We start from the raw sequence: 14,831 nt of genomic DNA, 5'->3' as shown, positions 1-14,831 counted from the left end.
GAACCGATTACCGTGGAATCGGGGTTTCGAGGCGGCGGATATTGCCGATCTGGCGCAGGCTCAGGCCGTACTTGTCCGCCAGCCTGCTGCGCGACAACCCTTGGCAGGTTTCCTGCTGGATATGCTGATTGCGGATCTGGCGGCAGAAGTGATCGGCCTTGGGGATTTCCAGCGCCAGCCCGGCAAACCGCTTGATCAGTGCGCCCAGTGCATCGGGCGGCAAGATCTGCGACAGCGAGGTGCGTTCGGCGTGTTTGGGGATGTACTTGGGCCTGCCGCCAAACTCGCAGGTCAGTCGGTAGGCATGCTCCAGCCCCACGCAGTCAATGAGCGCTTGCAGCGAGTGGGGCAGTTGGCGAATGTTGACCAGGTTGAGGTCGTTGACGTCCATTGTTCGGTCCTTGGAATCTTAAGTGTCCATTTGGATACTAAGGACGCGTGCCACCCCCTTATAAGTAGGAAATGCACCCCTTGCAGATAGGAATTATTACCAAGTGATATCAGGTTTCACCTGAGCGCTGCACGGCGATTTTCCCTATTGCACTGAGGAAGCGGCATGCCCGACCTGGGTGGCCGGGCGTCGGGTACAGGGCTTATTTGCCGTTGAGTATGCGATCCCAGTTCTGCTCGTCAGGCAACGGCTGTTCGCTCAATTCCCGGGCGACGTGGTTTTCGATATCGACTGCGCTGAGCGTCTTCTCATCCAGCCATGGCCAAGGAGCATCGGCGTCACGCAAGTCGAGATGGTTATTCAGTTGCTGGCAGGCGAGGGCCAGCAGGTGCAGCAAATTCAATTGGCTGGCGAGGTAAGGTTTTTGCTCAATTGGGGTGCGGCTCAGAAAGGCGGTGACTTCGCTGGCTTCATTGCTCGACAGGTCGTTGCTGAGCACGCTCCACTCAATGACGCCGTGATCGGACGTGTTGCGGTTGGCCTGGGCAGGGTCGGCATACACCTCGACGGTGAGCGTCACGGTTTTCTGCTTTTCAAGCTGCTTGATCAAGTAGTCGGCAATGGGGGATTTGCGCAAAAACGCCGTGGCGGTGTTAAAGGCCCACTGGGCGTCGTAGTCGCTGAGGGTTTTGCTGGTAACGGAAAGGGTCATGGCAGGCTCCTTGACGGGTTGAAAACAGCGTCAGTGGAGCGTAGTCAATTCGCCGCGAAGGGCCATGCCAAGTCAGGTTCTATTGCGCTGGATCATCTTCGCGGCCTACGAAGCGCAGGCCGCACAGCGGTACAGGCATGAGGGGTTGTCATCGTGGTGCGAGGCTGTGCCATGGGACGCAGCCTCGCGCTGCTCGCGCTGCTCGTCAGCGATTACAACGCGTCAGCGTGATGGCTTAGAACCAAGGCTTGCGGCCAACCACGTAGGTCTGTTCAAAGTCTTCGTCGGTCTTGGTCAGGTAGATGATGAATTCGATGAAGGCGATCAGGCCGATGATCATCGAAGGCACGCCCAGCAAGATGAAGCCGAACAGGAACACCAACAGCATGATGATGCCTTGGGCGTTGTAGCCCAGGTAAAACTTGTGCGCGCCAAATGCACCCAGGAAAAACGCCAGCAGGGCCGCCGGGATTTTTTTCGAGTTACCGGAGGCTGTCGGGCCGTCCAGGAAGATGGCTTCGGCGTTGCTGGCATTGGCGGAAAAATCCACACGGCTGCCTGCCTTTGGCAGTACTGCGCTTTTCCATTGATCGACGCTGAACGCGTAACGGTTGCCGTCATCCGCCGAGATGGTGCCGGTGCGACTTGCCGAGTTGAACTCAAGAACCTTGCCTTTCATGTACTGCTCCTTGTGTTCCCCTCATTAAACGAGGGGTAGATAGATGAGTTGCTGCTAAGTCTGTTCCGGGCAAACGGCGCTCTTAAACGCGGACAGGTTTAAGGCCAATTGGCGACCGCACACGCGTCGGTCAGAGCCAATTAATGCCGAATGTTTCAAAAAGGGCGGCAATTGGAGCATGTGCAGTAGTGGCATTTCAATAGTACTGTTCATAAGCGTTCACATTGAGGTGAGCTGGCGTAGAATTCCGCGCTTAGTGTGTCTCTCCTCCATGTGTACCAAGGGATGTCCATGATCTGGTTTCTTGAAGGGCAATCCAGCCAGCGCGACGTGATTGCGGGCGCCCGTGCGGCATTGCCTGAACGTATACAAATTGTGGCCTCGCATCGCCAGAGCCGCCCCGAAATCACCGGGCTGGCGGATTTGGCCCTACGCGAACCGCAGGACAATGAAGCGCGCATCGCCTGGGTCATCGACACCGCACGCGCCCATGGCGTCAAGGTCGTGCTGGCGGGTAGGGTGGGGCACGTTTATGAAGCGCATCGGGCTGATTTTGAGCGGGCCGGGCTGGTGCTGGTCACGGGCGCACTGAGCCTCGACACCTTTGAGCGGGTTGACGACAAGTCGGTGTTCACCCGCGAGGCATCGGCGGCCGGACTGGCCTGTATCCCTGCAAACACCGTACACACCCAAGCCGAACTGGAAAGCGCCTACGCCCAGTTGTCCCGTGATGGGCAGGTGTGTGTGAAACCCACGCGCGGTATTTATGGCCAAGGGTTCTGGCGTGTGTCGGAAGACGTCGACCCGTTTCGCAGCTTCGCCAACGCTGATTCCCACGAGGTGAATCTGAATGTCTTCGCGCAGGCGTATGGCCAGTCCGAGCAGCCCAAGCCACTGCTGGTGATGCCCTATATGCCGGGCAGTGAGTGCTCGGTGGACATGGTGTGCGAAGCGGGCAAGGCCGTGGCGTTCGTCGGGCGGCGCAAACAGGGCTTGATGCAAACGTTCGAGCGCGACAGCGATGCCGTGGAACTGGCCCTCCGGGCAGCTGAGCATTTTGGCTGCGATGGCATCGTCAATGTGCAAACCCGTGATGACGCCAGCGGCCAGCCGCATTTGCTGGAGATTAATCTGCGTTATTCAGGTGGTATCGGTTACACACGAGAAACCGGCGTCAACCTGCCGGGAATTTTCGCCACCCGACGTCTGAATCTGCCGCAACCATTGGGCGCATGGCGTGACGATGTGCAGGTCAAGGCCATTACGGTGGCCGTTTCGGTTCGTGGGGAAGAGCTGTTAAGGTGAGCGCCTCTCATTAAGCGTACTGGCACAGGGGAATCAAGGAAGATGAAATTGATGCCGGGAGGCAACGCGCCTCTGCAGTCGGTGCGTTGTGAATTTAACCTGGTTTGCGCGCGGGCCGGGGCGCTGGGCGATTACGCCGGGCTGGCCTTGCTGGCGCTGGATAGCCAGCGTCAACTGGTGACTGAACCTGCGCTGTTGCATCAGCCCCAGCCCTGGGTGCAATGGCACGACACCTGTGGCCTGGCCAAGTTTGCCCTGGCGCTGGATCAACTGCCCGCCACCTGCGAACGCGTGCTGCTGGTGTTGTATGTGTACGGGGCGCTGGGGCCGCTGCGTGAGCTGGGTTCATTTGAGCTAAACGTTGAAGACCAGATCGAGCATGGTCTGTCGCTGGCTGACTACGGCGACAGTGCGATGGTGATTGCCGAGGTGTACCGTCGCCAGGACCAATGGAAGCTTCGTGCATTGGTTGAAGCATCGGCTTACGGTTTGAGTGCATTTGTCCGACACCTGGGCAGCAGTCTGGATGATCGTCACCCGCAACGGGTCAGCACCGATGCCCCTGCCACTGACGCGCGACAAAGCGCGACTGGCACCGGGTTTGCGGTCAGTGCGCAGCATATTCTGACGTGCGCCCACGTGATTGAAGGTTTGAACCATTTGTCCATCGCCTCGTTCGAGGGCCGCTTTCAGGCAGAAGCCGTGGTGGTGGATCGCACGAATGATCTGGCGCTGCTGCGGGTCAGTGGTGCGCCGCCTTTGAGCCCGGTGACGTTTCGTGACGGCATTGGCTGCGAGCTGGGCGAAAGCGTCGTCACGTTGGGCTTTCCGTTGGCCGGGCTGGCGGGTGGCGGGGTGCAAGTCTCCCAAGGTGTGGTATCGGGGCTGTTCGGTCTGCGCGATGATGCCAGCCTGATGCAGTTCACTGCACCGATACAGCCGGGCTCCAGTGGCAGCCCGGTGTTTGACCCGTACGGTCTGGTGGGCGGGTTGGTCACGTCCAGCATGGCAGATGCGCAGAACATGAATTTTGCCGTGAAGGCGGCGCTGGTGCTGGCGTTTCTTGAGGCCGCCCGCGTGCCCGCTCAGCGCGGGCGCAGTGAACGCGCGTTGAGCACGCCCGAGCTGGTTCGGGCGGCGCAGTCGGGTTTATGGCGGATAGACGCCAGCCATCTCCAGTAACGATTTCGTGCTTGTCATAACCCGTTGACTCGCGAATCGTCTCTCACTTTTTTTGTATTTCCAGGTAATCAATTTTAATGAATAGCGGTAACCCCCTGACCGGCTCCAAGGTTTTGCACGCAAACCTTAAGCGTGGTCGTCTCCAGGTTGAGGTCAATGCATCGACCTTTGACCCGGAGGCACTTTTCAGTTTCGCTGAACGTCGTAATCCCAAGCGCGCTTTTTTGTTTGTTTCCCGTGTGCTCGGTCGCCATATACCGGCGCGTCCTTCGTTGATGGCTGACAGTTTCAACGCCCTTGCGGCAAAAATTCCTGCGGACTTGCCCGGCCCAGTGTTGGTGATCGGTATGGCTGAAACCGCCGTCGGCCTTGGCGCAGGTGTGCACAGAGCCTTGAGCCAGACTCGCGATGACACCGTGTACCTGGTCAGCACCCGTCACCCGACCGGCAGTCAATTGTTTGCCCGCTTTGAGGAGGAGCACAGCCACGCCAGTTCGCATTTGCTGCACCTGCCCGCTGATGCGGTCACCCGTGAGCGGATGATGGCGGCGCGCTCGCTGGTGCTGGTGGATGACGAAGCCTCCACTGGCAATACCTTTATTAACCTGTCCAAAGCCTTGGTGGATGCCGGGCTTACGCGCATTGAGCGTCTGGTGACCGCAACCCTGACAGACTGGTCGCAAGACGCCGTGCGTCACGCGATGGGCGATCAAGTGACCAGTGTCTCGTTGCTCGACGGTCGCTACACGTTCCACGAAGATCCCACCGCTGATTTGCCGGACATGCCTGAAGTGGGCAGTGTTGCCCAAGGTGACTGGACGCTGGACCCGCGTCGCGACTGGGGCCGCATGGGGGTGAGCGAACACCGCGATACGCTGGCGCCCGACCTGCACGTCACACCCGGCGAGCGCATTTTGGTCGTGGGCACCAGCGAGTTTGTGTGGCGTCCCTTCTTGCTGGCCGAGCGCCTGGAAAAGGCGGGGGCTGATGTGCATTTCAGTTCCACCAGCCGTTCGCCGATTGCCCTGGGCCATGCCATTGACCATGCGCTGTGTTTTTCCGATAACTACGGGCTGGGCATTCCTAACTTTTTGTATAACGTCGCCCCCGGCCAGTTCGACCGGGTGCTGATTTGCAGCGAAACGCCGGCCGCGGCCGTCGACCCGGCGCTGGTCAGCGCGTTGAATGCGCAGGTGATCGTTGATGACAACTAATCGTCCGCTGGTGTTCGTCGATCTCGACGACACCCTGTTCCAGACCGCCCGCAAAATGGGCGATGAACCCCGTTTTACCGCCACGCTCGACGTTGACGGGCAGCCTAACGGCTTTATGAACGCCACCCAAAAGAGCTTTGTTGAGTGGCTGTTGGCCACCTCTGATGTGGTGCCGGTGACGGCGCGCAGCATCGAAGCCTATCAGCGGGTGCAGTTGCCGTTTGCCCATGGCGCGGTGTGCGCCCACGGAGGCGTGATCCTTGCCGCCGATGGGTCGCTGGACGCCGCCTGGCATGCACGCATGGGCGACTTGCTGGCGCAGGAACAAACCCGTTTGCACCAACTGAGCGAGCACACCCTGGCCATTGGCGCCGAACTGGGTTTTTCGCTGCGCGGCTGGGTGGTGGAGGAACAGGGGCTGGCCCATTACGTCGTCACCAAACACAACAACGAAACCGACGACGCGCTGCTGACCGTGCTGGCCGAGGTCAAGGCGCGGGGTTTGCTGGACGGTTTGTATGTGCATGGCAATGGCAACAATCTGGCGTTTCTGCCGCTGGCGCTGCAAAAGCGCGAAGCCGTGCGCGAATGGATTCGTCGCGATCAGGCGGTCAATGGCAAGCGGCCGATGCTGGGTTTTGGCGACAGTGTGTCGGACCTGGGGTTTATGGCCGAATGCGACTGGTGGGGCACGCCCCGTCGTGGGCAACTGGCCAGCCATGTGATGGCGAGTGTTGACCATGCGTGACGCGTTTGACGGTTTAACCACGGTAGGCAGTGGCAGCTATGCCCCGGATGACGTGCATTTCCTGTTGCGGGCGATGGACATCGACGTCACCGACGTAGAGGAAAAAGAGCGTCTGATTCAGACCCAACAGCGCCACTATTCGGAAATGATCAGTCAGGAACACCCGCCGTCTGACACTCACAAAAGCCTTTACCTGCAAGCGCTGGCGCAAAATGGCGCACGCATGGCCGCCGATGTTCAGGCATTGGCCCTGGCCCTGAATGAGCGGTATCAGGGTTCCTCGATTGCGCTGGTGTCGTTTGTGCGCGCCGGGTTGCCGTTGGGCGTACTGCTGCGTCGGGCGCTGGTTGAAATGGGGCGCGACGCGCGGCACTACGGCATCAGCATCATTCGTGACCGTGGCATCGACAGCGTGGCACTTGAAGCTATCATCAAGACCCACGGCGCCGAGAACATCGTGTTCGTGGACGGCTGGACCGGTAAAGGGGCGATCAGCGGTCAGATTCGCGACAGCCTGGCGGGGGATGCGCGTTTCCCGTCCGAGCCGCGTCTCGTGGTATTGGCCGACCCATGTGGTCGGGCGTGGTTGTCGGCATCGGCCGAAGACTGGTTGATCCCCTCGGGCATCCTGGGGGCCACCGTGTCGGGGCTGGTTTCGCGCTCCATCTGGCCAACTGATCCGGGCCTGCACGGGTGTGTGGTGTATGGGCATTTGGCCGAGCACGACGTGACGCAGGCATTTATCCACAGCATTGAACGCGAGCGCGCGCTATTGGCGCCACAGGCACCGGCGCTGCCGTGGACCTGCGAGCAGGCACATGCGTTGCAACACTCAGCCGTGGCTGCGGTCGAACGTATCTCGACGCGGTTCGGGGTGACCAACCCCAATCGCGTCAAACCGGGCATTGCCGAAGCCACGCGCGCGGTGATGCGCCGCGTGCCGGACCACGTGCTGGTCCGCAGCCGCGACGATCAGGATGTGCAATTGCTGATGCACCTGACCCGTCAGGCCAATATTGACGTCGAAGAGGCGGGCGATGAGCTGGGGCCTTATCGGGCCGTGACCGTGATCAGGAGTGTTCGTTGATGATCAGACATTCCGCTTATGCCTTGGGCGCCACGCTGTATATGCCCGCCACCCGTGCGGACATTCTGGATGTGGTGTTTGGCGAGAAGATTCAAGGGTTGCGCTCATTGGTGGTGTGCCTGGAAGACGCTGTCGCCGAGACCGACGTGCAGCAGGCGCTGTCCAATCTCAAGCATCTGTTATTGGGAATAGAAGCCCGGGGCGGACGACCGTCCGGCGGGCCGATTCTGTTTGTTCGCCCCCGGGATGCGGAAATGGCGGCGGTGCTCAACGAGTGGTCGTTGATGCGTCACGTCGATGGTTTTGTGGTGCCCAAATTGCGCCTGAGCAACATTCGTCAATGGCAACAAGCCGTTACCCGTCACGAACTGATGCTGATGCCGACGCTTGAAACCCAGGAGGTGTTCGATCCGGGGGCCATGGTGGAACTGCGTGACGCCATGCTGGAACAGTTGCCGGGACGTATCATCGCCCTGCGCATTGGCGGCAATGACCTGATGGGCTGCCTGGGCTTGCGGCGCAGCCCGGCCCTGACGCTTTACAGTACGCCCATGAGTTACGTGATCCCGATGTTGTGCGGGGTGATGGGCGCGGCGGGTTTTGCGCTGACGGCGCCGGTGTTTGAACAGCTCAATACACCGCATCTGCTGGAGCAGGAGCTGGCATTGGACATGGCGCACGGGCTTGTGGGTAAAACCGCGATACACCCGTCGCAAATCACGGTTATCCACAAGGCGTTGCAAGTCACCCTTGAAGATTTGAACAGCGCACGCCAAATACTGAGTGAGTCGGCGCCCGCGGTGTTCAAGTTCAACGACGCCATGTGCGAGCCGGCAACACATTACAAATGGGCGCAAACCGTTATCGAACGCGCTCATTGGCAAGGGGTTCGCACAGAGTGCGGTAACCCTTCCGACACTTTTGGAGGCAGCCTGAGATTGGCTGAATGGGTAGGTTGAACAACGTTTTAAATAAACCGGTTACAAATAAACAGGTGCTGTCGGCGTTCGACTTCGACGGCACGCTGACCTATCACGACAGTTTTGTACCGTTTTTACGCTTTGCGTTCGGCAATCGGCTGTTTGCCATGCGTCTGTTCCGGATGATTCCAGCGACGCTCAGCTACTTGCTGGGGCAGATTTCCCGCAACGACCTGAAGGAAAAGCTCATCACGGTCTATCTGACAGGTGCCAAAGTCGCGTGGGTTGAAGAGCGTGCTGAAGCATTTTGTGACGTTTCGTGGCAGCGGTTAATGCGGCCTTTGGGCTTAACATCTGTCGCCCATCAACGAGAGCAGCAGGCGCTCGTGACCATTTGCTCGGCATCGCCTGAATTGGTACTCAAACCGTTCGCCAAAAAACTGGGTATCGGCTTGATCGGCACTCAACTGGAGGCGGTAAACGGCGTGCTGACCGGCGAAATCAGCGGCACTAACTGCCGGTGTGAACAAAAAGTCATCCGTCTGGAGGCGCAATACGGGCCTTTGGACCAATACACATTGCGCGCCTGGGGTGACACCCGGGGCGATGAACAAATGCTCGGCGCCGCTCAAGAGCCCCACTGGCGTGAATTTCATGCGCTGTGGCGCCGCAAGCGGCCGCTTGACGTGTGCTTGCGTGAAGAACTGTAAGCACTGCTCGTCATATACAGGCGTTAGATTAGGTTAAACAGCACGTTGTGCATCGATGCAGACAAGGAGACGCTTCATGGCCATTTCGCTGTCCAAGAACCAAACCATTTCCCTCGAAAAAGAAGCCGGAACCGGTCTCAAGAAAATCCGCATGGGCCTGGGCTGGGACCCGGTCAAACCCAGCGGTTTTTTTGCCAAGCTACTGAACAGTGACAGCGCCATCGACCTGGATGCGTCGTGCATCGTGCTCGACAGCGACAAGCAATCGCTGGACCTGGTGTGGTTTCGCGAACTCAAGTCCAAGGATGGCTCCATCGTCCACTCGGGCGACAACCGCACTGGCGAGGGGGACGGCGACGACGAGTCGATTCAGGTCAACCTTGAGAAATTACCCGCCAACGTCAAGCACCTGGTGTTTACCGTGAACTCGTTCACCGGGCAGAACTTTGAAGCGGTCGAGAACGCTTACTGCCGTATCGTCGATGAAGTCAGCGGCAAAGAACTGGCGCGTTTTGTTTTATCGGAAAAAGGCCGTCACACCGGCCTGGTCATGGCGAACCTGAGCCGCACCTCTGCAGGTTGGGACTTCACCACCCTCGGCACCGTGGCCAATGGCCGTACTGCACAGGATCTGGTTAACGATGCCGCTCGGGCGGTGCGCGCATGAGCACATTGACGCCGGGTGCCAACACCTCCGTTTCCGCGGGCGTGCAAACCGTCACCATCACCTACACCCCGGTTGCGGGCGCTGACCTGGACGTTTCGGCGTTCTTGCTCACCGATACTGGCAAGGTGCGTGGCGACAACGACATGTGTTTCTTCGGCCAGCAAAGCGTCAACAATGGCGCGGTCAAGCTGGTCGAATCAGCGGCGGGGCGCACGGTCTTCAGTTTGAACCTGGAGGCGATCGATCAGGCCGTCGAGAAGGTCGCTCTGACGGCCACCATTTACGAGAACAAGGCCAAATTCGCGGCGTTCCCGGTTTTGAATGTGTCGATCAGTGGCGGCATCGAAGCGCCGATCCCGACCCAGGGCATGCAAGAAACTGCCTTGATCCTGGGTGAGTTTTATCGTCGCCAGGGCGCGTGGAAGTTCCGTTGTGTGGCACAGGGCTTTGCGGGCGGGCTTGCCCCTCTGGCTCAGCACTTCGGGGTGGACATCGCGGCGCCTGCTCCGTCAGCCGCTCCGACCCCCGCACCTGCGCCCGTTGCCGCCCCTGCAGCCCCGGCCCCCGCGTCGAAAGTGAACTTGTCGAAAATCACCCTCGACAAACAGCGCCCGTCGATCAGCCTTGATAAGAAAGACGGCGACTTCGGCGAGATCAAAATCAACCTGAACTGGAACCGCAGCTCTCAAAACAGTGGCGGCGGCGGTTTCTTTGCCTCGTTGCGCGGCAAGTCGGGCGGTATCGACCTTGACGTCGGTTGTCTCTATGAAATGGAAAACGGCAGCAAAGGCGCGGTACAGGCCCTGGGCAATGCCTTTGGCGATTTCCGTGACGCACCGTTTATTCAACTGATGGGCGATGACCGCACGGGTTCGGTCAGTGATGGCGAATGGCTGCGCATCAACGGTAAGGAATGGCGCCAGATCCGCCGCGTGCTGGTGTACGCATTCATTTACGAAGGCGCACCTAACTGGCAGGCGACGGATGGCGTCATCACCTTGTATATCCCCGGCGAAGCCCCGATTGAGGTGCGTTTGAGTGAAGAGGGCGGCAGCAAAGGCATGTGCGCCATCGCTTTGCTCGAAAACGTGGGTGGTAGCGTGCGGGTCAACCGCAAGGTGGAATTTTTCAAAGGGCATTCAGACATGGACAAAGCCTTTGGCTGGGGCATGCGCTGGGCTGCCGGATCCAAATGAGCGTTCTGTGAATGGCCGCCTGCCGGAGCAGGCGGCGCTCCCTCAATTTCTGACAAGGTAACTCCCATGCTCGAATGGCTGAAAACCAATGCGACGGCTGCCCGCGACAAACTCTCGGCAGAAGTCAGCAAGTTCAAGAACCGTGAATTCATGGAAGCCGTGGTTTCCGGGTGCGCGCTGGTGGCCGCTTCCGATGGCGACATCAGCAGCAGTGAAAAGCAAAAGATGGTCGGCTTTATCCAGAACTCGAATGAGCTGAAGGCATTTGACGTGAAAGACGTCATCAAGTCCTTCAACGCCGTGTGCGAAAAATTCGAATTCGATCAACAGATCGGCCGTGCCGAAGCACTGAAGTCGATCGGTCAATTACGTAAAAAAGAAGATGCCGCGCGTCTGCTGGTGCGCGTGTGCTGCGCCATCGGCAGTGCTGACGGCAACTTCGATGAAAGTGAGCGGGCTGCTTGCCGCACCATCTGCAATGAGCTGGGGCTGAACCCTGGCGATTTTGATCTCTGAGGACATCATGGAAAACACGGCAATTGGCTTTCCGCCAACGACCATCGCGGTATTTGTGGCTTTGGCGGTCATTGCTCTGGCAATCGACCTGTTCACGCACAAAAGCGATAAACCGGTCACGCTGACCAATGCGGCCGTCTGGTCGATCTTTTGGGTGCTGATCTCCCTCGCGTTTGCGGGTTACTTGTACTACGCCCACGGCCCGAGCGTGGCCAGCCTGTTCGTGACCGGTTACGCGCTCGAAAAAGTGCTCAGCGTCGACAACCTCTTTGTGTTCATGGCGATTTTTGCCTGGTTCAAAATACCGGACGCGCTGCGCCACCGTGTTTTGTACTGGGGGATCATCGGGGCCATCGTTTTCCGTCTCATCTTCGTGGCTATCGGTACGGGCTTGCTGGCGTTCGGCCCATGGGTCGAAGTGCTGTTCGCCGTGGTCGTGGCCTGGACGGCGATCATGATGCTGCGTGGGAGCGAAGACGACGAAGACGAGGATTATTCCCAGCACATTGCTTACCGGTTTGCGAAAAAACTCTTCCCGGTTTGGCCGAAGCTGCACGGGCATAATTTCTTTGTTTCACGCACAGAGCTTGAAAAAGAGATCACGAAGCCGCAGAACAAGGGAATGACCCTGGTGGGCAAGGGTGCTTTGTTCGCAACACCGTTGTTTTTGTGTGTTGTGGTGGTTGAGGTGTCGGACATCTTGTTCGCCTTCGACTCCGTACCGGCAGTGATCGCCGTGAGCCGCGAACCGTTGATCGTGTACTCGGCCATGATGTTTGCGATTCTGGGCCTGCGGACCATGTACTTCGTACTCGAAGCCCTGAAGCGCTACCTCGTTCACCTGGAAAAATCGGTTATCGCGCTGTTGTTCTTTATTGCCGGCAAGCTGGCCCTGAACGCCACCGATCACCTGTTTGGCCATGGCATCAGCATCGATCCGAACACCAGCTTGATCGTTGTATTGGTGGTATTGGCCATAGGTATCGTGGCCAGCGTCATCTTTCCCGGTAAAGATGAAGAGCAATCTGACGTCAAAAACGACACGAACGCTTGATCGCATATTTATTAAGGAGAATCACTCATGGCACTTTCCCTCACTAAAGGCGGCAACCTGTCGTTGACCAAGGAAGCCCCTGGGATGACCAAAGTCCTCGTTGGACTGGGTTGGGATGCCCGTTCTACGGATGGTACGGAGTTTGACCTGGATGCCAGCGCCTTCCTGCTCAAGGCTGACGGCAAAGTACGCGCCGATTCTGACTTCATTTTTTACAACCAGCTTAAAAGTGTTGATGGCTCGGTAGAGCACACCGGCGACAACCGTACCGGCGAAGGTGACGGAGATGACGAGGCGATCAAGGTCGACCTGTCAAAAATACCGGCTGATATCCACAAGATCGCTTTTACGGTCACCATCCACGAAGCTGAAGCCCGGCGTCAAAGCTTCGGTCAGGTGCGCAATGCGTTTATCCGCATTGTGAATCAGGACACCAACGTCGAGGTGGGACGTTATGACTTGGATGAAGACGCCAGCACCGAAACAGCGGTGATTTTTGGTGAGCTGTATCGCCACGGCACCGAGTGGAAATTCCGTGCGGTAGGCCAAGGTTTTAACGGTGGCCTCAAGCCTCTCGCTGAAAGTTTCGGTCTGAAATTTTAATCGTCACCCCACCAACTCTCTCTATAAGGGTTCACGAACATGGCAGTAAGTCTGAGTAAAGGCGGCAACGTTTCCCTGACTAAAGAAGCCCCCGGTCTGACAGAAGTGGTTGTAGGTCTGGGTTGGGATCCACGTGTAACGGATGGTACGGAGTTTGACCTCGACGCCTCGGTATTCATCCTTGGTGAGAATGGCAAAGTGCTGAATGACGGCAGCTTTGTGTTTTACAACAACAAGACGTCGCCGGACGGCAACGTTGTGCACCAGGGTGACAACCGTTCGGGCGCGGGCGATGGCGATGACGAACAGGTCAACGTGAACTTGGCCGGCTTTGCACCGGAAACCAAGAAGCTGGTGTTCGCCGTCACCATTCACGACGCCGATGCACGCAAGCAGAGTTTTGGTCAGGTTTCGAACGCGTATATCCGCGTTCTGAGCAAAGCGGACGGTAAAGAGATTGCGCGCTACGACCTGAGTGAAGATGCATCGACCGAAACCGCGATGAATTTCGGCGAGCTGTATCACCATAATGGCGAGTGGAAGTTCAAGGCCATCGGCCAAGGCTATGCGGGTGGCCTGGCGGCCCTGGCCTCAAGTTATGGCGTTAACTTGGGCTAAAGCGTTGCGTTAATTAAAAGGCTCTTTCCGGAAACGGGAAGGGCCTTTTTTATGCGGTCGCGAGGAGGGTGTCATCGATTTCGGATGTAGGCGTATTGCACGCTCAAACGCAGCCTTTTCAACATCCCTCATTTGCGCAACTTTTCGTACTGCAAACCGGCTGTTTTTTACCGGCCCCGAATTCGTCGAGTCTTAATAACCAGGGCCTGCAGCCTATTGCGCCATTAATTGCAGAGGAGTGAGCCAATAGTTGCGCAATCGAAGGCATCAAGTGTCTGTTTATATGATTTTTTAGTTGCGCTCAGCTTTCAAACCCCCGATGCATAAGGGGTTCAGCTGTTCTGGCACAAGTCTTGGATTACAGGGGCACCTGCAAACAGTATTCGCAGGTTTACCCTATGGATTCCAAGGAGAGAGTTATGGCTACGCCAGCGTATATGTCCGTCACCGGTGAAAAACAGGGGTTGATCACCAATGAAGCCTTCACGGCAGATTCAGTGGGGAACTCCTATCAGGAAGGGCATGAAAACCAGGTCATGGTCCAGGCGTTCAGTCACCAGGTCATCATTCCACGTGATCCTCAATCGGGTCAGCCAACCGGGCAGCGCGTTCACAAGCCTGTGTGCGTTACTAAGGTTTTCGACAAGGCTTCTCCATTGCTGTGGGCGGCACTGACATCAGGTGAGCGCATGAGCGAGGTTGTCATCCAGTGGTACAGAACGTCTGCCAATGGCACTCAGGAGCATTACTACACCACCAAGCTTGAAGACGCGATCATCGTTGAGATCAATGGGTACATGCATAACTGTCAGGACCCGGAAAATGCTCATTTCACGCACCTGGAGGACGTGCATTTCACGTATCGCAAAATCACCTGGACGCACGAAGTGTGCGGCACTTCGGGGTCGGATGACTGGCGCTCGCCGAATGTCTAAAGCTGGGGCTTCGCTCTAGCCTGTTATCGGCCCTTACGAGGGCCGATAACTGCTTCAAAAATGGATGTCATGCTTTCATACCAGCGGTTTAATCAGCACCCTGAGACTTGTCTTCTCAATCCCTCCCTTTCGCGCTGAGCCCCCTCTCGGTCAATCCCCCTCGATAACCTGTTGAATTGGCATAAAAAGAAGCCGATCCACTACGTTGCAGGTATCCTGCCTGCCGCGCCTCAATGGCTCTGTGTTTCGCAGGATTCTCAGCAGCCTCGATTGTTTTATCGAATTTTTCAGCGT

Annotated in this window: 17 protein-coding genes; 14 read left to right on the top strand and 3 right to left on the bottom strand. The window is 57.8% G+C overall.

Features of this window, described 5'->3' with window-relative positions; translation table 11 throughout:
• Positions 1–7: 7 nt before the first annotated feature.
• The 3 genes from IF654_RS19575 to IF654_RS19565 all read right to left on the bottom strand — a co-directional run bounded on the left by IF654_RS19575 (position 8) and on the right by IF654_RS19565 (position 1,782).
• Positions 8–391 (bottom strand): transcriptional regulator, encoded by a 384-nt coding sequence (locus tag IF654_RS19575; protein ID WP_047277622.1) that lies wholly within the window; start codon positions 389–391, stop codon positions 8–10.
• Between the two features lie 202 nt (positions 392–593).
• Complete coding sequence (locus IF654_RS19570; RefSeq protein WP_194862139.1) at positions 594–1,103, bottom strand: hypothetical protein; 510 nt, start codon at positions 1,101–1,103, stop codon at positions 594–596.
• A 235-nt stretch (positions 1,104–1,338) separates the two neighbouring features.
• Positions 1,339–1,782, bottom strand: a complete 444-nt coding sequence (locus tag IF654_RS19565) for a TM2 domain-containing protein (protein WP_047277617.1) — start codon at positions 1,780–1,782, stop codon at positions 1,339–1,341.
• A 291-nt stretch (positions 1,783–2,073) separates the two neighbouring features.
• Here IF654_RS19565 and IF654_RS19560 point away from each other — a divergent pair, with 291 nt between their 5' ends.
• The 14 genes from IF654_RS19560 (at position 2,074) to IF654_RS19495 (ending at position 14,537) form a co-directional block, all read left to right on the top strand.
• Positions 2,074–3,087, top strand: coding sequence for an ATP-grasp domain-containing protein (locus IF654_RS19560; RefSeq protein WP_194862140.1), 1,014 nt, complete (start codon positions 2,074–2,076; stop codon positions 3,085–3,087).
• Positions 3,088–3,129: 42 nt separating this feature from the next.
• Complete coding sequence (locus tag IF654_RS19555) at positions 3,130–4,269, top strand: trypsin-like peptidase domain-containing protein (protein ID WP_048377400.1); 1,140 nt, start codon at positions 3,130–3,132, stop codon at positions 4,267–4,269.
• A 77-nt stretch (positions 4,270–4,346) separates the two neighbouring features.
• The gene (locus tag IF654_RS19550; protein ID WP_047281264.1) at positions 4,347–5,483 is read left to right on the top strand and encodes a phosphoribosyltransferase domain-containing protein; all 1,137 of its coding nucleotides are present in this window, start codon (positions 4,347–4,349) and stop codon (positions 5,481–5,483) included.
• On the top strand, positions 5,473–6,231 hold the full coding sequence (locus tag IF654_RS19545; protein WP_048377399.1) for an HAD family hydrolase: 759 nt from the start codon (positions 5,473–5,475) through the stop codon (positions 6,229–6,231). The genes IF654_RS19550 and IF654_RS19545 overlap by 11 nt, the downstream gene beginning before the upstream one ends.
• Positions 6,224–7,318 (top strand): cysteine protease StiP family protein, encoded by a 1,095-nt coding sequence (locus IF654_RS19540; RefSeq protein WP_047277608.1) that lies wholly within the window; start codon positions 6,224–6,226, stop codon positions 7,316–7,318. Before IF654_RS19545 ends, IF654_RS19540 begins: the two co-directional genes overlap by 8 nt.
• On the top strand, positions 7,318–8,277 hold the full coding sequence (locus IF654_RS19535) for an HpcH/HpaI aldolase/citrate lyase family protein (RefSeq protein ID WP_194862141.1): 960 nt from the start codon (positions 7,318–7,320) through the stop codon (positions 8,275–8,277). Before IF654_RS19540 ends, IF654_RS19535 begins: the two co-directional genes overlap by 1 nt.
• Entirely contained in the window at positions 8,274–8,948 is a 675-nt protein-coding gene (locus IF654_RS19530) for an HAD family hydrolase (protein ID WP_047277605.1), read from the top strand. Before IF654_RS19535 ends, IF654_RS19530 begins: the two co-directional genes overlap by 4 nt.
• Positions 8,949–9,024: 76 nt before the next feature.
• Entirely contained in the window at positions 9,025–9,615 is a 591-nt protein-coding gene (locus IF654_RS19525) for a TerD family protein (RefSeq protein ID WP_047277603.1), read from the top strand.
• Positions 9,612–10,811 carry a TerD family protein gene (locus IF654_RS19520; protein WP_047281261.1) on the top strand — a complete coding sequence of 400 codons (1,200 nt, stop codon included), beginning with the start codon at positions 9,612–9,614 and terminating at the stop codon, positions 10,809–10,811. The genes IF654_RS19525 and IF654_RS19520 overlap by 4 nt, the downstream gene beginning before the upstream one ends.
• 66 nt (positions 10,812–10,877) lie before the next feature.
• Positions 10,878–11,327 carry a tellurite resistance TerB family protein gene (locus tag IF654_RS19515; protein WP_047277599.1) on the top strand — a complete coding sequence of 150 codons (450 nt, stop codon included), beginning with the start codon at positions 10,878–10,880 and terminating at the stop codon, positions 11,325–11,327.
• 7 nt (positions 11,328–11,334) lie between these two features.
• Entirely contained in the window at positions 11,335–12,381 is a 1,047-nt protein-coding gene (locus IF654_RS19510; RefSeq protein WP_047277597.1) for a TerC/Alx family metal homeostasis membrane protein, read from the top strand.
• A gap of 27 nt (positions 12,382–12,408) precedes the next feature.
• A complete protein-coding gene (locus IF654_RS19505) occupies positions 12,409–12,984 on the top strand; it encodes a TerD family protein (protein ID WP_047277595.1) in 576 nt (191 codons plus the stop codon).
• A gap of 39 nt (positions 12,985–13,023) precedes the next feature.
• On the top strand, positions 13,024–13,602 hold the full coding sequence (locus tag IF654_RS19500) for a TerD family protein (protein ID WP_047277593.1): 579 nt from the start codon (positions 13,024–13,026) through the stop codon (positions 13,600–13,602).
• A gap of 419 nt (positions 13,603–14,021) precedes the next feature.
• Complete coding sequence (locus tag IF654_RS19495; RefSeq protein ID WP_047277591.1) at positions 14,022–14,537, top strand: Hcp family type VI secretion system effector; 516 nt, start codon at positions 14,022–14,024, stop codon at positions 14,535–14,537.
• Positions 14,538–14,831: the final 294 nt, after the last annotated feature.

Source organism: Pseudomonas lundensis (genome assembly GCF_015377145.2).
Taxonomy (GTDB): Bacteria; Pseudomonadota; Gammaproteobacteria; order Pseudomonadales; family Pseudomonadaceae; genus Aquipseudomonas; species Aquipseudomonas lundensis.
Note: the sequence above shows the minus strand (reverse complement) of the source record. Positions and strands in the feature narration are given on the sequence as shown.